Source organism: Pseudomonas sp. NFIX49, from assembly GCF_900115915.1.
GTDB classification, from domain to species: domain Bacteria; phylum Pseudomonadota; class Gammaproteobacteria; order Pseudomonadales; family Pseudomonadaceae; genus Aquipseudomonas; species Aquipseudomonas pharyngis.
In genome coordinates, this window is sequence record NZ_FOYE01000002.1 from 808,281 (window position 1) to 828,352 (window position 20,072).

At 61.0% G+C, this 20,072-nt stretch carries 19 protein-coding genes; 5 read left to right on the plus strand and 14 right to left on the minus strand.

Going from position 1 to position 20,072, the window contains the following annotated elements; genetic code table 11:
* Positions 1-5: 5 nt before the first annotated feature.
* From BMZ46_RS08125 to BMZ46_RS08140, 4 genes are all read right to left on the minus strand, one after another.
* Entirely contained in the window at positions 6-1,355 is a 1,350-nt protein-coding gene (locus BMZ46_RS08125) for a GntP family permease (RefSeq protein WP_064384140.1), read from the minus strand.
* A gap of 249 nt (positions 1,356-1,604) precedes the next feature.
* On the minus strand, positions 1,605-2,498 hold the full coding sequence (locus tag BMZ46_RS08130) for an NAD-dependent epimerase/dehydratase family protein (protein WP_074691981.1): 894 nt from the start codon (positions 2,496-2,498) through the stop codon (positions 1,605-1,607).
* 103 nt (positions 2,499-2,601) lie between these two features.
* Positions 2,602-3,513 (minus strand): LysR family transcriptional regulator, encoded by a 912-nt coding sequence (locus BMZ46_RS08135; protein ID WP_074691984.1) that lies wholly within the window; start codon positions 3,511-3,513, stop codon positions 2,602-2,604.
* 60 nt (positions 3,514-3,573) lie between these two features.
* Complete coding sequence (locus BMZ46_RS08140) at positions 3,574-4,164, minus strand: NADPH:quinone oxidoreductase MdaB (RefSeq protein WP_039772912.1); 591 nt, start codon at positions 4,162-4,164, stop codon at positions 3,574-3,576.
* A gap of 202 nt (positions 4,165-4,366) precedes the next feature.
* On the opposite strand from BMZ46_RS08140, the gene BMZ46_RS08145 reads away from it, so the two are divergent.
* Positions 4,367-4,681: a putative quinol monooxygenase gene (locus BMZ46_RS08145; protein WP_007953825.1), complete on the plus strand. Its 315-nt coding sequence runs from the start codon at positions 4,367-4,369 to the stop codon at positions 4,679-4,681.
* Here BMZ46_RS08145 and BMZ46_RS08150 read toward each other — a convergent pair.
* Positions 4,671-5,435: a sulfite exporter TauE/SafE family protein gene (locus tag BMZ46_RS08150; protein ID WP_074691987.1), complete on the minus strand. Its 765-nt coding sequence runs from the start codon at positions 5,433-5,435 to the stop codon at positions 4,671-4,673. The genes BMZ46_RS08145 and BMZ46_RS08150 overlap by 11 nt on opposite strands.
* Positions 5,436-5,576: 141 nt before the next feature.
* Here BMZ46_RS08150 and BMZ46_RS08155 point away from each other — a divergent pair, with 141 nt between their 5' ends.
* From BMZ46_RS08155 to BMZ46_RS08165, 3 genes are all read left to right on the plus strand, one after another.
* On the plus strand, positions 5,577-6,458 hold the full coding sequence (locus BMZ46_RS08155; protein WP_074691989.1) for a LysR substrate-binding domain-containing protein: 882 nt from the start codon (positions 5,577-5,579) through the stop codon (positions 6,456-6,458).
* Positions 6,459-6,630: 172 nt separating this feature from the next.
* On the plus strand, positions 6,631-7,140 hold the full coding sequence (locus tag BMZ46_RS08160) for a flavin reductase (protein WP_007953834.1): 510 nt from the start codon (positions 6,631-6,633) through the stop codon (positions 7,138-7,140).
* Positions 7,141-7,199: 59 nt separating this feature from the next.
* On the plus strand, positions 7,200-7,475 hold the full coding sequence (locus tag BMZ46_RS08165; RefSeq protein ID WP_074691992.1) for a helix-turn-helix domain-containing protein: 276 nt from the start codon (positions 7,200-7,202) through the stop codon (positions 7,473-7,475).
* A gap of 53 nt (positions 7,476-7,528) precedes the next feature.
* On the opposite strand, the gene BMZ46_RS08170 is transcribed toward BMZ46_RS08165, so the two are convergent.
* The 7 genes from BMZ46_RS08170 to BMZ46_RS08200 all read right to left on the minus strand — a co-directional run bounded on the left by BMZ46_RS08170 (position 7,529) and on the right by BMZ46_RS08200 (position 16,723).
* Positions 7,529-8,086, minus strand: a complete 558-nt coding sequence (locus BMZ46_RS08170; RefSeq protein ID WP_074691995.1) for a chorismate--pyruvate lyase family protein — start codon at positions 8,084-8,086, stop codon at positions 7,529-7,531.
* 74 nt (positions 8,087-8,160) lie between these two features.
* Positions 8,161-8,526 carry an ArsR/SmtB family transcription factor gene (locus BMZ46_RS08175; protein ID WP_074691998.1) on the minus strand — a complete coding sequence of 122 codons (366 nt, stop codon included), beginning with the start codon at positions 8,524-8,526 and terminating at the stop codon, positions 8,161-8,163.
* Positions 8,527-8,656: 130 nt separating this feature from the next.
* Positions 8,657-10,108: an efflux transporter outer membrane subunit gene (locus BMZ46_RS08180; RefSeq protein WP_074692001.1), complete on the minus strand. Its 1,452-nt coding sequence runs from the start codon at positions 10,106-10,108 to the stop codon at positions 8,657-8,659.
* A gap of 9 nt (positions 10,109-10,117) precedes the next feature.
* Positions 10,118-13,195, minus strand: a complete 3,078-nt coding sequence (locus BMZ46_RS08185) for a MexW/MexI family multidrug efflux RND transporter permease subunit (protein WP_011332346.1) — start codon at positions 13,193-13,195, stop codon at positions 10,118-10,120.
* Positions 13,192-14,292 (minus strand): efflux RND transporter periplasmic adaptor subunit, encoded by a 1,101-nt coding sequence (locus BMZ46_RS08190; RefSeq protein WP_039772925.1) that lies wholly within the window; start codon positions 14,290-14,292, stop codon positions 13,192-13,194. Before BMZ46_RS08190 ends, BMZ46_RS08185 begins: the two co-directional genes overlap by 4 nt.
* A gap of 135 nt (positions 14,293-14,427) precedes the next feature.
* Positions 14,428-15,585 (minus strand): acyl-CoA dehydrogenase family protein, encoded by a 1,158-nt coding sequence (locus BMZ46_RS08195; RefSeq protein ID WP_039772926.1) that lies wholly within the window; start codon positions 15,583-15,585, stop codon positions 14,428-14,430.
* A gap of 232 nt (positions 15,586-15,817) precedes the next feature.
* Positions 15,818-16,723: an NAD(P)-dependent oxidoreductase gene (locus BMZ46_RS08200; protein ID WP_256574431.1), complete on the minus strand. Its 906-nt coding sequence runs from the start codon at positions 16,721-16,723 to the stop codon at positions 15,818-15,820.
* 125 nt (positions 16,724-16,848) lie between these two features.
* Here BMZ46_RS08200 and BMZ46_RS08205 point away from each other — a divergent pair, with 125 nt between their 5' ends.
* Complete coding sequence (locus tag BMZ46_RS08205) at positions 16,849-17,985, plus strand: LLM class flavin-dependent oxidoreductase (protein ID WP_074692004.1); 1,137 nt, start codon at positions 16,849-16,851, stop codon at positions 17,983-17,985.
* A gap of 36 nt (positions 17,986-18,021) precedes the next feature.
* Here the strand turns inward: BMZ46_RS08205 and rfbA are convergent, their stop codons facing one another.
* On the minus strand, positions 18,022-18,945 hold the full coding sequence (gene rfbA / locus BMZ46_RS08210) for a glucose-1-phosphate thymidylyltransferase RfbA (RefSeq protein ID WP_011332341.1): 924 nt from the start codon (positions 18,943-18,945) through the stop codon (positions 18,022-18,024).
* A 42-nt stretch (positions 18,946-18,987) separates the two neighbouring features.
* Positions 18,988-20,070: a dTDP-glucose 4,6-dehydratase gene (rfbB, locus tag BMZ46_RS08215; RefSeq protein WP_074692007.1), complete on the minus strand. Its 1,083-nt coding sequence runs from the start codon at positions 20,068-20,070 to the stop codon at positions 18,988-18,990.
* Between the last annotated feature and the right edge of the window lie 2 nt (positions 20,071-20,072).

A 20,072-nucleotide genomic window follows, 5' to 3' on the forward strand; every position in this document is an offset into this window, starting at 1 on the left:
TCCGACTACAGCAGGTAAGAAAGACCGACGGTCAGGGCGAAAGCGACAATCGAGATCAGGGTTTCCAGCACCGTCCAGGTCTTGAACGTCTGGGCCACGGTCATGTTGAAGTATTCCTTGATCAACCAGAAGCCGCCGTCGTTGACGTGGGAAAAGATAACCGAGCCCGCGCCGGTCGCCAGCACCAGCAGTTCCGGGTGGGGATAACCCAGACCGATGGCCACTGGCGCCACCACACCGGACGCCGTGGTCATGGCGACGGTGGCCGAACCGGTGGCGATGCGCATCAACGCGGCGAACAGCCAGCCCATGATCAGCGGCGACAGGTGAAATTCGTGAGCGAGGCCGACGATCTGATCGGTGACGCCGGCGTCCACCAGAATCCGGTTCAGACCGCCACCAGCGCCCACCAGCAAGGTGATGCTGGCGGTCGGTGCCAGGCATTCGTTGGTGAATTTGAGGATTGATTCGCGGTTGAAACCCTGGGCAATGCCGAGCGTCCAGAAGCTCAACAGCGTCGCCAGCAACAGCGCGATCACCGAGTTGCCGATGAACAACAGGAATTGATTGAAGCCGCTGCCGGGCGTGGAAATCAGGTTGGCCCAGCCGCCGATCAGCATCAGTACCACCGGCAGCAGAATGGTCGCCATGGTGATGCCGAAACCCGGCAGGCTGTCGCGGGGTTCGCGTTCGAGAAATTGTTTTTCCAGCGGGTTATCCGCCGGCAACTGAATGCGCGGCACGATGAATCTGGCGTACAGGGGGCCGGCAATGATCGCCGTCGGAATGCCGATGGCAATCGCGTACAGCAAGGTCTGCCCGACCGACGCCTGATACGCCTGCACCGCAAGCATCGCCGCCGGGTGCGGCGGCACCAGCGCATGCACCACCGACAGCCCGGCGACCATCGGCAAACCGACCATCAGAATCGACACGCCAACCCGCCGCGCCACCGTAAATGCAATCGGCACCAGCAACACGAAACCGACTTCGAAAAACAGCGGCAGCCCCACCAGAAACGCAATGCACACCATCGCCCAGTGAGCGTTCTTCTCGCCAAAGCGCTCGATCAACGTGCGCGCCATCTGCTCGGCCCCGCCGGACTCGGCCATCATCTTGCCGAGCATCGTCCCCAGCGCCACCACCAGCGCAATGTGCCCCAGCGTCTTGCCCACCCCGGCCTCATACGCCCCCACCACCCCGGACGGCGGCATCCCCGCCACCAACGCCAGGCCGATGGAAATCAGGGTGATGACAATGAACGGATTGAGCCGGTAACGGGCGATCAGAACGATCAGGGCGATGATGGCAACGGCGGCGTACACCAGCAGCCAATAGCCGAAGGACGGTGTCATGCGGTACTCCTCGAAAGGGTCACGTTCGAATGGGTTGTGAAACTCATAAATCATTTCGAGATCGAGTTTTCAAACCAAGTGAAAGTAATTTTCGTGGAGGGATAAGGGTTGTCGTTTTTGGATATGTCTTGTCGCGAATAATGAAAATCGCGGGGTGGGATTTTCATAATCCTCGGGCACAAAAAAACCGGTGAAAACAAGCAAGCTTGCTTCCACCGGTCTCGGGAACGTCACCTTTTCAGCGTGGACTCACACCATTTCGTTACGAATCCATTCAACCACCGACGTGCGCTTCGGCGTCCAGCCGAGCAGTTCGCGGGCGTGTTTGCCGCGTACGCGGCTGTTGGAGCCGAGGCCGTAGTTGGCCATTTCGTAGCCCCACTCGGCTTCGGCATCTTTCAGTGGCCAGTCTTGTGGCTGGCCGAGGTTCAGGGCCTGGGCCATGGCGGTGGTCATGTCGATGAACGACGCTTCGCCGCTTTCGACGAAGTAGAAGGTGCCCGGGACGTTTTTGGTCAGGGCCAGCAGGTACAGCGCCACCACGTCTTCGATGTGCACGTTGGACCAGATGTTCTGGCCGGTGCCGACGTGACGCACCACGCCGCTTTTGCGCGCCTGTTTCAGCAGGCGCGGCAGTTGCACGCTGTCGCGATTGACGCCCAGGCTGTGGCCGTAAATCAGGGTATTGCAGATGACGGCCGAGTTCACGCCGTCCTGCGCTGCGGCGAGGATCAGGTTGTCGATGGCCACCCGTGCGGCCTTGTCGACGGTCGGCTCCGGCAGGTTGTCTTCGAAGTAGATGACGTCGCTGGATTTGCCGCCGGACGCATCGCCGACGATGCTCGAACCGCTGGTGTGCAGGAATACTTTGTTCGAGCCGCGCAGGGCATCGAGCAAGGCTTCGACCGCGCCGCGATGGTCGCTGCTGGCGGCGTTGATCACGGCATCGGCGGCGCGGGCTTGTTCGGCCAGTAGCGCGTTGTCGTCGAGGGTGCCGATCACCGGGGTGATGCCCAGTGCTTTCAGCTCATTGGCCTGTTCGGCGCTGCGCACCAGACCGGTGACGGTGTGGCCGGCCTGGATCAGACCGGTGGCGATGGAACCGCCGATAAAACCGGCAGCGCCGGTGACGAATACGTTCATGGAGAAACTCCCTGCGTGAGTAAGTGATGGAGCGAGTATCGACCGGCGAGTCCTGTGGAAAAACCCGCCCAAAACCAAATCACTGTTGCGCAGGGATCACGAATCAGCCCTTGAAATCAGCGCTGGCGTAAGCCGCCAGTTTGCTCTGGATGAAGTCCAGGAAGCACTGGATGCGCAGCGCCAACTGCGAGTTACGGTAGTACACCGCGTTGATCGGCTGGCGATAACCGCTGTTGAATTCCGCCAGCAACACCTTGAGGCGCCCGGCACGAATGTCGTCGATGGTCATGAAATGCGAGAGGCAGGCAATGCCCTGCCCCTCCAGCGCCAGATGGCGAACCGTCTCGCCGCTGGAGGCGCTGATCGCCGGAGTGATCGGCCAGCGGTCGCCGTGCACGTAACGCAGCGGCCACTGGTTGAGGCCTTCGTTTTGGGTGAAGCCAAGCAAGGTGTGCTCGCTCAGATCGGCCACTTCCAGCGGCGCACCGTGTTTTTCCACATACGCTGGACTGGCGACGATCAGCAGCGGACTGCAACCCAGCGAACGAGCATGCAACGTCGAATCGGCGAGGGTGCCGATGCGGATGGCAACGTCGGTGCTTTGTTCCAGCAGGTCAATGATCAGGTCATTGCTGTTGAGTTCGAGCTGGATGTCCGGGTACAGCCGGCGGAATTCGTCGATGTACGGCACGACGGCGTGGAGCATGAACGGCGACGCGGCGTTGATCCGCAGTCGTCCTGATGGCGTCTGCTGGCGCGAAGACAGGCGCTCTTCGAGCTGGTCCATCTGGTCGAGGATCAGCTTGGCCTGTTCGAAGAAGTACTTGCCCTCCTCGGTCAGGTCCATGCGCCGTGTGGTGCGGTTGATCAGCGTGGTATCGAGCTTGGCTTCCAGCCGCGACAGCGTGCGGCTGACGGCCGACGGCGTCTGTCCGACCTGCTCGGCGGCGGCGGAGATCGAACCGCATTCGATCACGCAGACGAAAATCTGCAACTCATCGGATCTGGCTTTCACGGGTGTCCTCGAATCGAAAGGCCTGCTGCGCAAGCTCAGGCCTTCGATAGTAGCCGAGCGTCAGGCCTTGAGGCCAAACACCTCGCTCAGATGCTGCTCGTAACGCGCCACATCCGCTTCGATGTTCGGGCGTTTCATCACGTCCACGCAGAGGAAGGTCGGCAGGCCGGTCATGCCGAGGAACTGGTTGGCTTTGTGGAACGGGAAGTACACCGCGTCCACGCCTTTGGCTTCGAAGAAGTCGGTCGGGTCATCGAACGCCTGCTGCGGTGCGTTCCAGGTCAGCGACAGCATGTATTGCTTGCCGTGGATCAGACCGCCGCTGCCGTACTTCTGCGAAGAATCCGAACGGGTGCGACCGTCGCTGGCGTAGAGGCTGCCGTGGCCTTCGGTGAAGACTTCGTCGATGTACTTTTTCACGGTCCACGGTGCGCCCATCCACCAACCCGGCATCTGATAAATGATCACGTCGGCCCAGAGGAATTTGGCCACTTCTTCGGCGACGTCGTAACCCTCGTCGATGAAGGTGGTCTTGACGTCGAGACCGCCGCGATCCAGCACGCTCAACGCCGCTTCGTGCAGGGTGGTGTTGTAGCGACCGTCGGAGTGGGCGAATTTTTTACCGCCATTGAGCAACAGCACTTTTTTCATGGGAGAGCCTCGATCGGATTCCGATGCGCAGCGCAGAGCGCTGGATGGAGAAGTGGAAAAATGGAATGGCGGGCAGATTAGCGATCCGCCTCGCGCGGAATAAGCACCGACGGCGCAAAAATCATTTGAGTAAAACGCACGAATCGATTGCCGATTGTTGCCGTAGGATTGGCCGCCATCTGAATCTGAGGAGTTTTTTGCGATGAGCGAACGCCAGGGTTTCATCCTGCACGCCAAGACCCGCCCGGAAAAAGCCGAAGCCTTCGAAGCGTTTTTCCGCGCCTACGTCGAACCGAGCCGCGCCGAACCCGGCTGCATCGAGTACCACATGCTGCGCGACAAGGAAGACCCGAGCCTGTTCATCTTCTACGAGATCTGGGAAAGCCAGGCGCATCTGGACGTGCACTCGAACCTGCCGCACATGCAGCAGTTCCTGGCCCAGCGCATGGAATACCTGGAGCGGGATTTCGATATCCGCCCGATTGAAATGCTCAGCGATTCGTCCGCTAACCGCTGATCAGCAGATGGGCGCCGAGCGCACCCAGACCGATAAAAAACACCCGCTTGAACAGCACAGCGCTGATGCGCTGACGCAGCCATTGGCCGAGCAGCATGCCGAGGACAGCGGGGATCAGCGCCAGCAACGAGGCGCTCAATTCTGCGCCGCCGAGCGACCCGCGCCAGAGCAATCCGCCGGCCAATGCCAGGGTCGATACGGTGAAGGACAGGCCCAGCGCCTGGACCAGTTCATCGCGGCTCAAGCCAAGGGCCTGCATGTACGGGACGGCGGGAATCACGAACACACCCGTGGCCGAAGTGATGACGCCGGTGATCACGCCACACAGCGGGCCGAGCCATGGTTCATGGCGGCGACTGACACTCAGCGTCGGCAGGAACAATCCGCTCAACGCATAGAGCAGCAGCGCCGCGCCGAGCCCGCGCACCACCCAATGCCCGCCGGCCATGCCGATCCACAAGGTGCCTACGGCCGTACCGAGGAAGATCGCCAGCAGCATCGGCCACAGCCGTTTCACCAGCCCCTGCAAATGTCCGCCGAACGCCAGTTGCCAGACGTTGGTGAGGGTTGCCGGAATGATCAGCAACGCCGCAGCCTGCGACGGTGCCATAGCCAGACCGAGCAGCCCCATGGCGACGGTGGGCAGGCCTAGACCGATCACGCCCTTGATCAGGCCGGCGACGATGAAGGTCGCGATTATCAGCAATGACAGGGCCAGACCGAGGTTTTGATAGAAATCTGCGAGTGCGTTCATGGCGATACTGTGCGCCTGCGCGGGTGAACTGAAAATCTGTCATACACTGAGGCAGCCTCTCGCTCTGCCTGAGGCTAGTAGATTTTTTGCGGCCACTGGCCTCTTCGTCGGAACCGACACCACTGATATTGAGGCTGCCCCATGCACTTCGACCTCACCGACCTGCGCCTTTTCCTGCACATTCTCGACAGCGGCAACATCACCGCCGGCGCCGCGCGCAGTCATCTGTCGCTGGCGGCGGCCAGTGCGCGGATCCGGGCGATGGAAGCTTCGCTGGGCACCGAGTTCCTTGAGCGCGGGCGCCGTGGGGTCACGCCGACGCCGGCCGGCAAGGCCCTGGCGCAACATGCGCGGGTGATGCTGCAACAGGCCGAACGTCTGCAACAGGATCTGGCCGAGTACGCCCGCGGCGTCAGAGGCCAGGTGCGTCTGCTGTGCAACACCACGGCGCTCAGCGAATACCTGCCGGAGGTGCTGGCGGATTTCCTGCGGGAGCACCCCAACCTCGACATCGATCTGCAGGAACTGCCCAGCGCTCGCATCACCCATGCCTTGCGTCAGGGCGCGGCGGATCTGGGCATTGTGTCCGATGCGATCGACACCGCCGACTTGCAGACCCGCGCCTTTCGCGATGATCCGCTGGTGCTGATTCTGCCTTTGGAACATTCACTGTCTGACGCAACTGAAGTCAGTTTCAGCGACGCTCTGCGCCAGGACTTTGTCGGGCTGCAGGCCGACAGCGCTTTGGCGATTTACCTGGAAGAGCAGGCGCTGCACAGCGGCTCGCGGATGCAGATCCGCATCCGTGCCGATGGCTTTGACGGGGTAATGCGCATGGTGGCCCGAGGTGCCGGCCTGGGCATCGTGCCGCTGGCGGCGGTTCAGCGCGCCGCGCCGCAAGCCTTCAAGACCCTGCCGATGAATGAAGGCTGGGCCAGGCGCAAACTGTTGCTGTGTGCCCGCGACATCGCCGCGTTGCCGCCCTATGCCACAGCCTTGTTGCAAGCCTTGGTACTCCCGTAAACATGTTTTTTTCTTCGGCAAATTAAGCACAAGGAATAGCTTGCAAGGTACGTATACATACGTACTATATCGCCAGAGCGAACGTGTTGCCCGATACCCGTTTTCGCACAACGACAACGGACAAGGAAGAACGGATCGGCTCCATTAAACCTACATGGAATGAGGTGACGCGATGGTTGATTCAACGGAGTTTCGTAATGCAATGGCGATGCTGGGGAGTGCCGTCACCATCGTCACGACCGATGGCCCTGCGGGGCGTTTCGGCTTTACCGCCTCGGCGGTGTGCAGCGTGACGGATTCACCGCCCACGCTGCTGGTGTGCGTCAATCGCTCGTCGTCCAATCACGAGCATTTCAAGACCAATGGCGTGCTGTGCGTGAACGTCCTGACCGGCGATCACCAGTCTACCTCCGGTGCGTTTGCCAATCGGCAGTTGAGCATGCAGGAACGTTTTTCCAGCGTGAATTGCCAGACCCTCAAGACCGGTTCGCCGGTGATCGAAGAGGCGCTGGTCAGCCTCGATTGCCGGGTCAGCAAGGTCGACGAGGTCGGCACTCACAGCATCTTCTACTGTGAAATCCTCGAACTGCAGCAACACAGCGAGGCCACGGAAGGCCTGGTCTATTTCAACCGCAGTTACTACCGTCTGAACGACGAACTGCGCCTGGCACCCGAGCAGTGAACCAGACACCCGCCGGCCTCGGCTGACGCCGGCCGGCGGGTCATGACAGGGATGTAACCATGCTATTCAATGAAGACAACTTCGCGGATATCGACCTGAACCTGATCATCATTTTCCTGGTGCTGTTCCGCGAACGCAGCGTGTCCCGCACGGCCGAGCGCCTACGCGTCAAACAACCCGCCATCAGCGGATCGCTGGCACGGCTGCGCAAGCGGTTCGACGATCCGTTGTTTCTGCGCTCGTCGCGAACCATGCGCCCGACCTCGAAGGCCGAGGAACTGGCGCAGGCACTGACACCGGCCATCAAGCAGATCGAAGCGGTGATCCGGCTCTGAAAAACCGGCGAAAAAAAACCTGCGGAAGTTCACTTCCCGCAGGTTTCATTTTTTCAGGCCGACTTGAGCGCCTGAGCGTACTCGACCCGGGCCCAGAACGCTGGCAGAAAGCACTCGCTGACCAGCAGCGCCGAGCCATTGCGGGTGAAGCGCGAACGCCGTGCCAGCAGACGTTTGGCCTGTGGCGCGAAGCGATAGGACAGCGCGGCCAACGGCGCACCGGGCGGCAGCAAGGCACATTGGAAGGGTTCGCGCAGGGTCTGCTCCGAGGTGTAGAGAATCTCGGCCAGCGGTCGACGGCCGTAGCCGTTCAGCTCCGCCCAGTCGCCATTCAGCGCCGACACGCTGGTCAGGCTGCGCGCGGTGACACATGCCTCGCCATCGAGTTTCATCACCACCTCACGCACCCAGCCAATGGTGTTTGGCGGCACGTTCAGCGCTTGCGCTTCTTCAGGATTGACCGGGCCATGGGACTGCTCGACGACTTCGATTGAATAATCGCCCATGGCTTTCAGACGTGGGGTCAGTGCCCCGGGCAAAAACAGCCAGTGATGCTCGGAGCCGGTCAATTCCGACAGCGGTCGCGATGACCAGTAATGACTTGTATCCATACCCGCTCACACCTTCCTGGTGATGGTGAATTGTTGGTTGCCGTGGAAGGCCAACCCTTCACCGGCGGTGTCTGTCACTCGGCTCCGTTTTCTTCGGTCACTTCGTGTTTGCTGATGACGCTGATGGTCTGTTCATCGGTCTTGACCGCCGACAGCAGCGAGTCGAGCAGGCCCGGAAAACGCACGTCCATGTCTTCACGACGCAGGGACAGCAGGTTTTCCCGACCGTAAGGGCGCTGCCAAATCAGACCGCTGTCACGCAGAACCCGCCAGTGGTGGGTCATGGTCGACTTCGATGCACCCTTGAGGATCCGGCCGCACGGATGTTCCTGGCCATCGGCCAATACTTTCAACACGGTCAGGCGCAGCGGGCTTCCCAATGCGGACAGCACATTTTCCAGAAGGATCTGATCCTGATTGGGATGATTCGGGACGTTCATAGGTAGGTACCCTTGATGATATAGGCGGGAAAAATCCGTCTTGTATTCGTCTATACGAGAACAGTAAGACTATACACAAGATGTTTTTCCCCCGCGACAGCCGCCCCGGAGGCGGCGTCCCGCAAAACAACTACAAATTGCTGCTCTGCGCGGTCTCCAGCGCAGGCGCCTGGAACCCGCCGCCCAGCGCTGCCATCAACGAAACCGAGCTGTCGATGTGCTTGCTGTTGAGGAAGGCCAGACGCATTTCGTCCTGAATCAATTGTTGCTCGATGTTAAGCGCATCGAGGAACGTGTCCTCCCCGGCCTTGTAGCGCGACTGCGACAGATCGTAAGACGACTGGGCAATCGCACAGGCATCGCGCTGCACGACGATCTGCTGCTCGAACGAACGCAACTGCGTCACCGAAATCGCCACCTCGTGCAGCGCCGAACTCAACACCCGGTTGTACTGCGCGATGGAGCTGTCGAGTTCGGCATTACCGGCCTTGAGATCCGAGCGCAGGCGCCCGGCATCGAAGATCGGCAGTGACACCGTCGGCGCCACGTTCCAGAATTTGCTGACCCCGGCGAACAGCGCATCACCGGTCAATGCATGGGACCCCGCCGCTGCCACCAGATTGATGTTCGGGTAGAACGTGGTCTTCACCGCCTCGACGTTTTTAGTCTCGGCCTCCACGCGCCAGCGTGCGGCGACGATGTCCGGACGACGGCCCAACAACTGGGCTGGCAACTGCGCCGGCAAGGCCACCACACTGGCTTGCAGATTCGATGGCCGATCAAGCGTGTGCGCACGGTCAACGCCCTTGCCGATCAGCGCCGACAGTTGAAGACGAGCAATTTCGATATCTTCGTTAGCGCCGATCAGCGTCGATTCCGAACGCGCCTTGAGGCTCTGCACCTGCTTGAGTTGCGACAGGTTGTCGAGGCCCGAGCCGTAACGTGAATCCGTCAGCTCCACCAGTTTGCTCAGGCGTTCGAGATCCCGTTGATTGAGCTCCGAGACCTGCCACGCATACGCCAACTGGTTGTAAGCCTTGACCACGTTGACCGCGAGAATCAGCCGCGACGATTGCAGATCGACTTCCGCCGCTCGTGCGCTGTTGAGCGCCGATTCCCAGGCGGCACGCTGGCCGCCCCAGAGGTCGAAGGTATAGCCGAAATTGACCGCCAGATTGCGTGCGGTGAAGTACTGGTGGCCCTCGCCGCTGTAGTCCTCGAAGCGCGACAGCCGACCGCGCGTGACACCCGCCGACGCGTCCATTTCCGGATAACGCTCGGCGTCGCGCAGGTCGAGAAATGCGTTGGCCTTGGCCACCCGCGCAGCGACTTCCTGCAAGTCCGGGTTGCTGGCGTAAGCCTCTTCGATCAGAGCACCCAGACGTGGATCGCCCAGCGATGTCCACCAGTCCGCACGCGGCCATTGGGCCGGCGGCAGTTTGTCTTTCAGGCTGTCGGACGGCGCATCGCCGACCGCCAGCAATTTGCCCTGATGATCGATCCCGGCGTAGTTCACACAACCCGCCGCCAACAGGATGGACGCCGCCAGCGGCGCCAGCATCAAACGTGTAATCGAATGCATGTCACGTCCTCACAGGATGGGTTGCGGCACACCGGCCGGTTCGGCTTCGGGTGCGTGGCTCGGTTGCTTGATCGAACTGAGCAGCGTGTACACCGACGGCAGAATGAACAGGGTGAACAAGGTGCCGATCAGCATCCCCACCACAATCACCAGGCCCAGGCCGAAGCGGCTGTTGGCGCCGGCACCGCTGGCGAACAACAGCGGCGCGAGGCCGACCACCATGGCAGCCGTGGTCATCAGGATCGGCCGCAGACGCACCTGCGCGGCGTGCTGAATGGCTTGCACGCGGTCCATACCTTGCTGGCGCTGCAACTCGTTGGCGAACGCGACCATCAGGATCCCGTGCTTACTGATCAGACCGATCAGCGTGATCAGGCCGATCTGGGTGTAGATGTTCATCGACGTCATGCCCAGCGCCAGCGGCACCAGGGCCCCGCAGATCGACAGCGGCACGCTGATCAGAATGATGAACGGGTCGCGGAAGCTCTCGTACTGCACGCTCAGAACCAGATAGATGATCACAAGGGCCAGGCCGAAGGTGAACGCCAGGCTGTTGCCTTCCTGCACGTATTGGCGGGCGTCGGACTGCCAGTCGAAACTGAAGCCGGCCGGGAAGCCTTCCGATTGTTTTTGCAGGAAGCCCACTGCATCACCCAACGTCACGCCCGGCGCCGGAATGGCCTGGAACGTGGCGGAGTTCTGCTGGTTGAACTGGGTCAGGCGATTCGGCTCGACCTTGACGCTGAGAGTGGCCAGCGTCGACAGCGGCACCGGATTGCCCTTCTGATCCTTCACGTAATACAGCTTCAGGGTTTCCGGGGTCAGGCGATCCGCCGACACCGATTGCGGAATCACGTCATAGGAACGACCGTGGAACGAGAACCGGTTGACGTATTTCTCGCCGATCAGGCTGTTCAGCGTTTCGCCGATGTCCTGCATGCGGATGCCCAGGGCGTTGGCCTTGGCCCGGTCAACCTGGATTTCCACCACCGGGTTGTTGAAGTCCAGATCACTGTCGACCACCGCGAACAGACCGCTGGCCTGCGCCGCCTGCTTGAGCTGATCCATCACGTTGTACAGCGCCAGGTATTCCTGATCGCTGCGGATCACCATCTGCACCGGCAGACCACCGGTAGAGCCCGGCAACGGCGGCATCTGGAACACGAAAATGCTCGTGCCTTCGATCTGGTTCACCCGCGCCTGCAAGTCAGGCTGGATGGTGTTGGCATCGCGGCCGCGCTTTTCCCAGTCCACCAGGTTGATCCCGCCGACGCTGTTGGACAGACCGTCGGAACCGTTCGCCACCCAGTTGCTGTAACCCTCGGGGATTTCGTTGAAGGTCTTGTACAACTCGTGGGCGTAGGCCTCGAGGTAATTCAGGTTGGCGTGCTGCGGCGCCTTGATCGCGGTCAGCAGGATGTTCTGGTCTTCCAGCGGCGCCAGTTCGGTCTGCGCCGAGCGATAGAGGAACGGCAAGCTGAAGAAGATCACCAGCGCCACGCTCAGACTGATCCAGCGCCGCGCCAGCGAACCGCCGAGCAGCGCGCCATAACGACGGGACAGGTACTGGAAGAATCGATCTGCCTTGACCGCCATGAAACCTTCGCTGGTTTTCGCGTCCAGCAGACGGGTACTCATGATCGGCGACAGGGTCAGCGCGACGATGCCGGAAATCACCACGGCGCCGGCCAGGGTCAGCGCGAACTCCTTGAACAGCGTGCCGGTGAGGCCGCCCATCAGACCGATCGGCGCATACACCGCCGCCAGGGTGAAGGTCATCGCCACCACCGGACCCGCCACTTCGCGCGCGCCGATCAGCGCCGCTTCGAACGGGCTCTTGCCCTCTTCGATGTGACGGTGGACGTTCTCCACCACGACGATGGCGTCGTCAACCACCAGCCCGATGGCGAGCACCATGGCGAGCAGGGTCAGCAGGTTGAGGCTGAAGCCGAACATCTGCATCAGCATCGCCGCGCCGAGCATCGACAGCGGGATGGTCACCAGCGGAATCAGCACGGTGCGGAACGTGCCCAGGCACAGGTAAATCACCAGCACCACGATCACCAGCGCTTCGAGCAGGGTGTAGCTCACCTCGTCGATCGACGACTGAATGAAATGCGCCACTTCGAACGGGATCTGCACGGTCACGCCCGGTGGCAGGGTTTCCTGGATCTGCGGCAGCAATTCACGCACGCGTTTGACGATCACCAGCGGGTTGCCGGTCGGCGCCGCGTCCAGGCCGAGGAACAGCGCCGGCACATCGCTCATCGCGCCACTGGTGTCGGTGGAGGCGGCGTTCAGCTCCACGGTGCCGACGTCACGCACACGGATGATGTGGCCGTTGTCGTTGCGCAGCACCATGTCGCGGAAGTCTTCGACGCTGTTTAGGTCGGTGTTGACCCGCAGGTTGCTGACCACGTACAGGCCTTTGACCTGACCCGGCGCCGCCTGGAAGTTGTTGCCCTCGATCGCCGCCGACACGTCCTGCCCGGTCATGCCGTAACCGGCCAGACGCTGCGGGTCGAGCCACAGGCGCATGGACAATTTCTGCTCGCCCATGATGTTGATCTTGGCCACGCCTTCGATGCCGGCGAACATCGGCTCGACGACGCGGGAGATGTAATCCGACATCTCCGGAATGGTCAGGTTGGAACTGGCAAACGCGACGTAGGCCACGCTGGTGAAACCGCCGGAAGTGCGCTCCACCACCGGGTCGTAGGCGTCCTTCGGCAGGCGGTATTTGATCTGGTTGACCTTGGCCATGACCTCGGTCAGCGCCGCGATGGAGTCACTGTTGAGTGCCATGCGGATCGTCACCTGGCTGCGGCCCTGGGTCGAGGCTGACGACAGATAGTCGATGCCCTCGACCGAGGCCACGGCCTGGCTGATCGGTTGCGTGACGAAGCCTTGCATCAGTTCCGAAGAGGCGCCGGGATATTGGGTCGTGACCGTGATGGTCGACGTTTCCAGCATCGGGTACTGGCGGATCGGCAGGTTCATCAGCGCGCGCACCCCGAACAGCAGGATCAGCGTGCTGACCACCACGGCCAGCACCGGGCGGCGAAGAAAGAGGTCGGTGAAATTCATTTTTCCAGCCCACTGAGTTTAAGAGCAATCGTGTCCGGGACACCTTCCACCGCCACGCCGTCGTGGAGTTTGAGCTGGCCGGACGTCACCACCTGCACGCCTTCGGTCAGGCCCTTGTCGACCACCGCCCAGCCATCGCGGCGCTCGCCGACCTTGATGCTTTCACGCTTGACCTTCTGCACCCCGGCCTCGTCGGTGTAGACCGAGAACACGCTCTCGCCGTAGGCGTTGTAGGTGATCGCGGTTTCCGGAATCAGCAGCTCGGCGGTCTGCGGCAGGGTCACCGAGACCCGTGCGTACATGCCGGGACGCAGGCGTTTTTGCGTGTCGGTGATGACCGCTTGAACGTTGATGGTGTGGGACTGATTGATCTGCGGATCGACCGCGACGATCTTGCCGGCGAAGGTCACATCACCCCAGGCATCGACCTTGGCCTGCACGGTCTGGCCCAGTTGCACTTGCGAGCCATCGCGCTCGGCGAGGGTGAAGTTGACGCGCAGCACGCCCGGATCGGTCAGGGTTGCCACCGCGCTGCCGGCCTGAAGGTATTGGCCCAGGTGCGCCTGGCGAATGCCTAGGGTGCCGGCGAACGGCGCGCGGATATGCCGTTGAGCGATCTGCGCCTGCATGCGCTCCATGTCGCCTTTCGCCGCGTCGTATTGAGCGCGGGCACTGTCGAAGGCGCGACGGCTTTCGGCGCCCGTCTTGGCCAGTTCCTGAACCCGTGCGAACTGGGCCTTGGCCGATTCGTACTCGCCTTTCAGGCGCACCAGTTCACCTTGCTCCGGCGCGTCGTTGAGCTTGAGCAGCACTTGCCCCGCCTTCACTTCATCGCCGGACTCGAAATCGATGTCCACCACTTTGCCGCTGACTTCAGCCGACACCAGCACCTGGCGCTGGGCTTCGAGTTTGCCGATGGCCTCGAGGTAGTAGGTGTAAGGCTGCTTTTTGACCACGGCCAGACCGACCCGGGTGCTGGGGATCCGTTGCTCGGCCGCCGCCGGTGGCGGCGACCAGAAACGCCAGCCCAGTGCAGCGGATAACACCACCACAAGAACAATAAAGATCAGCGACTTGATAATGTTTCGAGCAAGCATGTGGCACTCCCTTGACTCTTTGCTGCGAGCACAAAAGTTTGAGTTTTAAGAAAATAAAGGTGCAACTAAAGACGGGCGCGTTATCGATCCCTGTGAACTTTCACTTGTAAACGCGCCCGCTTTATTTATCCGCTGTTACGCCGCGGCCAGTACGTTGGTTTTATCCAGGTAATACTTGCCGATACCGTGCAAGTTCAAAGGCGACAACGTGAAGTGCTTCGAACCGGTGTGGATATCGCGGAAGCAACGCTCCAGGAAGTGCGACTTGTAGACGGCTTTGGAACCGGCCATCGAGTAGATCTGGTTGACCGCATTGACCGAGTTCTCGGTCAGCACCGAGGCGGCCAGGCCGACGCGGGCGCTGACCGGTTCGCCGATGGTTTCACCCCGGTTGATCACCTGATGGATCGCATCTTCCAGCAGCAGTTGTGCGGTATGCACCGAGGATATGGCGCGACCGGTCTTCTCGAAGATCACCCCTTCCAGGCCCGGATCGGTGTTCACGGCGCGGTCATTGCGGAAGTGATCGACCGCAGCCCGGGCCACGCCCAGCACGGTGGACATCGCCGCCAGGGTGCCGAACTCGTAGTAACCGGTGGCGTAGGCCCGTGAGGTGCGCGCTTCGGGGGATTGCTTGAGGGTTTCGACATCCAGCGAGAAAGACTTGTGGACGATCACGTTGGAGCACTGGAAGTGATGGCTGCCGGTGCCGCGCATGCCCAGGGTGTCCCAGGTCGGCAGGATGGTGCATTGGCTGGCGGGCACGAAGAACATCCGCACTTCCGGATTAGTGTTGTTTTCGGTGCCTTTGACGGTGGCGGTGCAGACCAGCCAGTCGGCGTGGGCCGAGCCGCTGGCGAACGCCCATTTGCCGCTCAGCAGATACTCGTCGCCCATCGGCAGCGCTTCGCCACCGGAGTGGATGGCGCCGATCACGAAACCGTCGCAGTGGTTGTAGATCGCTTCGGAAGTGGCTTCCGGCAGGTAGTCCGACAGGCGCCCCATAGCCACTTGCACCGCCAGCTGCCAGGACAGCGAGGCGTCAAACCGGGCGAATTCCAGCAGCAGGGCCGAGGTGGTCTGGATATCGACCTGGGACCCGCCGAACGCCTTGGATACCGAGGTGCGGCCAAAACCTTCCTTGAAGAATCGGGACATCACATCCTTGTGCGTCGCATTGGTCTGCTCGCTGTAATCGCGGTGCTGAATAATCAGCGGATTCAGTGCACGCACCTTCTCGAGCCATTCATTGGATTCGGAGGGAAGGCTGTTCCATTGCATTAGATTTTTCATAACGGCTCCTAGCTATTATTTATTTACGATCAGCAGACGAAAAAAACAGACAGAACTTTTTATTGTTGTTAAACCCCGATAAAAATGTACGTCTACAGTCGTACATTTTACAAGCACTATTATCAGACTTCTTTCATTTCCCAATAAAAGAGCAATCACTGTCCGACAATAACGCAAGGCGCAAAAGGCCAACGTAACTTGCGCACAAGTTACGTTGCTTGAAACTTTTGGATTACTTCACGCCGGCGCGCCGGTCACTGACTTTCGCCAGTGAAGCCCAGTCCTGATCGGCCTGACCATGGGCCATGCCGTCCAGCAGGTTGTCCTTCAACACGCTGGCAAACGGCAGCGGTACCTGCGCCGCTTCACCGGCTTCCAGCGCCAGGCGCACGTCCTTGAGACCGAGCGACAATTTGAAACCCGCCGGCTCGAATGTTTCATCGACCATCAGCTTGCCGTAGCCCTGATAGACCGGCACGGCAAACAGGGTCGAGGTGATCATCTCGATGAACGCCTCGCGACTGATGCCATAGCCGCCGGCCAGGGTCGAGGCTTCGGCCATGGATTCGATTGCCGAGGCGATCATCAGGTTGGCCGACAGTTTGGCAGCGCAGGCCACCTCGGCCGTGTCGCCGAGCGTCCAGGTCTTGCGCCCCAGCACATCGAACAACGGCTGTACCCGAGCCAGTGCTTCGACGGGCCCGGAGGCGAGAATGTTCAGATTGCCGGCAGCCGCCACATCGACTCGCCCCAGCACCGGTGCCGACACGTAACCGACGCTGCGTGCTTCATGCACGGCCGCCAGTTCCCTGGCCAGCGCCACGGACACCGTGGACATGTTGACGTGAACGCTGCCGGCCTGCAGACCGTCCAGCGCCTTGGCATCGAAGAACACCGAGCGGATCGCCGTGTCATCACCGAGCATCGAAATCAGCACCTCGGCCTGCGCTGCCAGTGCCGGTGTCTCGACAGCTTCGGCGCCGGCCGCAGCCAGTGCTTCCAGCGGTGCCGTCGAACGATTCCACACGCGGACCCGATGCCCGGCTTTCAGCAGGTTCAGCACCATCGGTGCGCCCATCGTGCCCAGACCGATAAATCCCAGTTCCATGTCGCGCTCCTCTCTCGATGAGGTGTTCAAAGCCGTTCAGACGATGATGCAGAATTGCGATTGTACGTGTACAGGCGTACATTTCAAGTGCCGCGACGATTCATTCTTCGCGGCAAGGGTTTCAAACACACCTTTACCCAAGGCAAGGAGGCTTTATGCAATTCGGGATCTACACCGTTGGCGACGTCACACAAGACCCTACCAACGCCCGTACCCCCAGCGAATCCGAGCGCATCCAGGCCACCCTGCAAATTGCGCAGAAGGCCGAAGACATCGGACTGGACGTGTTCGCCACCGGCGAGCACCACAATCCTCCGTTCATCACCTCCTCTCCCACCACACTGCTGGCCTACATCGCCGCCAAGACCCATCGCATCATTCTCTCGACCTCCACCACCCTGATCAGCACCAACGATCCAGTGCGTCTGGCCGAAGAATATTCGCTGCTGCAAAACCTCTGCGGCGGGCGCATGGACCTGATGCTCGGCCGGGGCAACACCGCGCCGGTCTATCCCTGGTTCGGCAAGAGCATCGCCGACGGTCTGCCTCTGGCGATGGAAAACTATCGCCTGCTGCACCGTCTCTGGCGCGAAGAAGACCTCAACTGGAGCGGACGCTTTCGTACACCGCTGAAAAACTTCACCTCGATCCCCAGGCCCCTCGATGACCTGCCGCCCTTCGTCTGGCACGGCTCGATCCGTACCCCGGAAATCGCCGAGCAGGCCGCTTATTACGGCGACGGTTTTTTTGCCAGCCACATCCTCTGGCCCCGTGAGCATTTCATGGCGCTGGTCGAGTTCTACCGCGCACGGTTTGCCCATTACGGTCACGGCACGCCGGAGCAGGCGATCGTCGGTCTCGGCGGGCATATTTTCATGCGTCGCAACTCGCAGGATGCACGCCGTGAATTCCGTCCCTACTTCGACAACGCCCCGGTGTATGGCCACGGCCCATCCCTGGAAGAGTTCATGGAAATGACCCCGCTGGCCGTCGGCAGCCCTCAGGAAATCATCGACAAGACCCTGACCTTCCGCGAGTACTTCGGCGACTATCAGCGCCAGCTGTTCCTGTTCGACCATGGCGGCATTCCGCTGAAAACCGTGCTGGAACAACTCGACATGTTCGGCAAGGAAGTGTTGCCGGTGCTGCGTGAAGAAACCCGCAAACGCCGCTCGCCGCTGGCGGCCGAAGCGCCGACGCATGCCAATCGACTGGCCCGTTTGCAAACTCCGTCGGCCGATCCACGCGCCACGGTCAAAGCTGCCCAACTCGACAGCGTGACCGGCCACTGAACCTGTGGAAGCGAGCAAGCTCGCTCCCACACTGGATCAGGCAGCGCCTTTCAACGGGCGCTGCGCATCCATCGCCACCACCACGTCATCGTGGATCAAACGGGCCAGATACTGACCGTAACCGGTCTTGCTCATGCTGCCCGCATGCACCAGCAACTGCGCGTCGTCGATCCAGCCCTTGTGGTAGGCGATTTCTTCGAGGCAGGCGATTTTCAGGCCTTGGCGTTTCTCGATGGCCTGGACGAAATTGCCCGCTTCCATCAACGCGTCGTGGGTGCCGGTGTCGAGCCAGGCCATGCCACGGCCCATCACTGACACGTTCAATTTGCCGCGTTGCAGATAGACGTTGTTGACGTCAGTGATCTCCAGCTCGCCGCGCGGCGACGGCTTGATGTCAGCGGCAATCTGCAGCACTTCGTTGTCGTAGAAATACAGGCCGGTGACGGCGTAGTTGGACTTTGGATCGCTCGGTTTTTCGCAGATGCTCAGGGCCTTGCCGGCAGCATCGAATTCCACCACGCCAAAGCGCTCGGGATCGGCCACGTAGTAGCCGAACACCGTCGCGCCTTCATCACGCGCCGCCGCTTGCAGCAGGGTTTCACCGAAACCGGCGCCGTAGAAAATATTGTCGCCGAGCACCAGGCAGACGTTGTCTTCACCGACGAATTCGCGACCGATGATGAACGCTTGAGCGAGACCGTCCGGGCTCGGTTGCACCGCGTAGCTCAGGCTCAGGCCCAACTGGCTGCCGTCGCCGAGCATGCGCTGAAAGCCCGGCAGATCTTCCGGGGTGGAGATGATCAGGATCTCGCGGATTTCCGCCAGCATCAGCACCGACAGCGGGTAGTAGATCATCGGTTTGTCATACACCGGCAGCGACTGTTTCGAGACGCCCAGGGTGATCGGATGCAGACGCGAACCGGCGCCGCCCGCCAGCAGTATTCCTTTGTACTTGGCCATGCTTTTTTCCTTTCAAGCAGTGAGATTTGAATGACTGAATGTTCAGGCCACGAGGGCTTCGTCGCGTTGCTCGCCGAGGCGCTCCAGTGCGTAGGCACCGGACATCACCCGCACCCACCAGGCGCGGTTGTCCAGATACCAGTCGACGGTTTTCTGCATGCCGCTTTCGAAGGTTTCCTGTGGCGTCCAGCCGAGCGTCGCGTGGATTTTTCCGGCATCGACGGCGTAGCGTTTGTCGTGGCCCGGACGATCCTTGACGAAGGTGATCAGGTCGCGGAAGTGCGCGACACCCGGCGGTTTTTCCGCACCGCGCGCTTCAAGCAGATCGCACAAGGTGTGCACCACTTCCAGGTTGGTCTTCTCGTTGTGGCCGCCGATGTTGTAGGTCTGCCCGACCTCACCGCGCGTGACCACCGCATACAGGGCGCGGGCGTGATCCTCGACGAACAGCCAGTCGCGGATCTGCGCGCCATCGCCGTACACCGGCAACGGCTTGCCTTGCAGCGCATTGAGAATGACGTGGGGAATCAGTTTTTCCGGGAAGTGATACGGCCCGTAATTGTTCGAGCAGTTGCTCATCACCACCGGCAGACCGAACGTGCGATGCCAGGCGCGGACCAGATGATCGGAACCGGCCTTGGTTGCCGAGTACGGCGAACTCGGCGCATACGGCGTGCGCTCGGTGAACGCCGGATCTTCGGGTTCCAGGTCGCCGTACACTTCATCGGTGGAAATATGATGGAAACGGAACGCCGCCTGACGCGACGCGTCCAGTCGGTTCCAGTAACCGCGCGCGGCTTCGAGCATCGTGTAGGTGCCAACGATGTTGGTTTCGATGAAGGCTTGCGGGCCATCAATCGAGCGGTCCACGTGGGACTCGGCGGCCAGATGCATCACCGCATCCGGTTGCAGGCGTGCGAACAGTTCGTCCAGCGCCGGCTTGTCGCAGATGTCGACCTGGCAGAAACGGTAACGCGGCGAATCGGATACATCGGCCAGCGATTCCAGGTTGCCGGCGTAGGTCAGTTTGTCGACGTTGATCACTTCACATTCGGTCTCTTCAATCAGAAACCGCACCACGGCCGAGCCAATGAAGCCCGCGCCCCCTGTCACTAAAATTTTCATCA

Bases quoted from the DNA above. Each gene is read 5' to 3' on its own strand.
- BMZ46_RS08125 (WP_064384140.1), bottom strand. From the start codon at position 1,355: ATGACACCGTCCTTCGGCTATTGGCTGCTGGTGTACGCCGCCGTTGCC.
- BMZ46_RS08130 (WP_074691981.1), bottom strand. From the start codon at position 2,498: ATGAACGTATTCGTCACCGGCGCTGCCGGTTTTATCGGCGGTTCCATC.
- BMZ46_RS08140 (WP_039772912.1), bottom strand. From the start codon at position 4,164: ATGAAAAAAGTGCTGTTGCTCAATGGCGGTAAAAAATTCGCCCACTCC.
- BMZ46_RS08145 (WP_007953825.1), top strand. From the start codon at position 4,367: ATGAGCGAACGCCAGGGTTTCATCCTGCACGCCAAGACCCGCCCGGAA.
- BMZ46_RS08150 (WP_074691987.1), bottom strand. From the start codon at position 5,435: ATGAACGCACTCGCAGATTTCTATCAAAACCTCGGTCTGGCCCTGTCA.
- BMZ46_RS08155 (WP_074691989.1), top strand. From the start codon at position 5,577: ATGCACTTCGACCTCACCGACCTGCGCCTTTTCCTGCACATTCTCGAC.
- BMZ46_RS08160 (WP_007953834.1), top strand. From the start codon at position 6,631: ATGGTTGATTCAACGGAGTTTCGTAATGCAATGGCGATGCTGGGGAGT.
- BMZ46_RS08165 (WP_074691992.1), top strand. From the start codon at position 7,200: ATGCTATTCAATGAAGACAACTTCGCGGATATCGACCTGAACCTGATC.
- BMZ46_RS08170 (WP_074691995.1), bottom strand. From the start codon at position 8,086: ATGGATACAAGTCATTACTGGTCATCGCGACCGCTGTCGGAATTGACC.
- BMZ46_RS08175 (WP_074691998.1), bottom strand. From the start codon at position 8,526: ATGAACGTCCCGAATCATCCCAATCAGGATCAGATCCTTCTGGAAAAT.
- BMZ46_RS08180 (WP_074692001.1), bottom strand. From the start codon at position 10,108: ATGCATTCGATTACACGTTTGATGCTGGCGCCGCTGGCGGCGTCCATC.
- BMZ46_RS08185 (WP_011332346.1), bottom strand. From the start codon at position 13,195: ATGAATTTCACCGACCTCTTTCTTCGCCGCCCGGTGCTGGCCGTGGTG.
- BMZ46_RS08190 (WP_039772925.1), bottom strand. From the start codon at position 14,292: ATGCTTGCTCGAAACATTATCAAGTCGCTGATCTTTATTGTTCTTGTG.
- BMZ46_RS08195 (WP_039772926.1), bottom strand. From the start codon at position 15,585: ATGAAAAATCTAATGCAATGGAACAGCCTTCCCTCCGAATCCAATGAA.
- BMZ46_RS08205 (WP_074692004.1), top strand. From the start codon at position 16,849: ATGCAATTCGGGATCTACACCGTTGGCGACGTCACACAAGACCCTACC.
- rfbA (WP_011332341.1), bottom strand. From the start codon at position 18,945: ATGGCCAAGTACAAAGGAATACTGCTGGCGGGCGGCGCCGGTTCGCGT.
- rfbB (WP_074692007.1), bottom strand. From the start codon at position 20,070: ATGAAAATTTTAGTGACAGGGGGCGCGGGCTTCATTGGCTCGGCCGTG.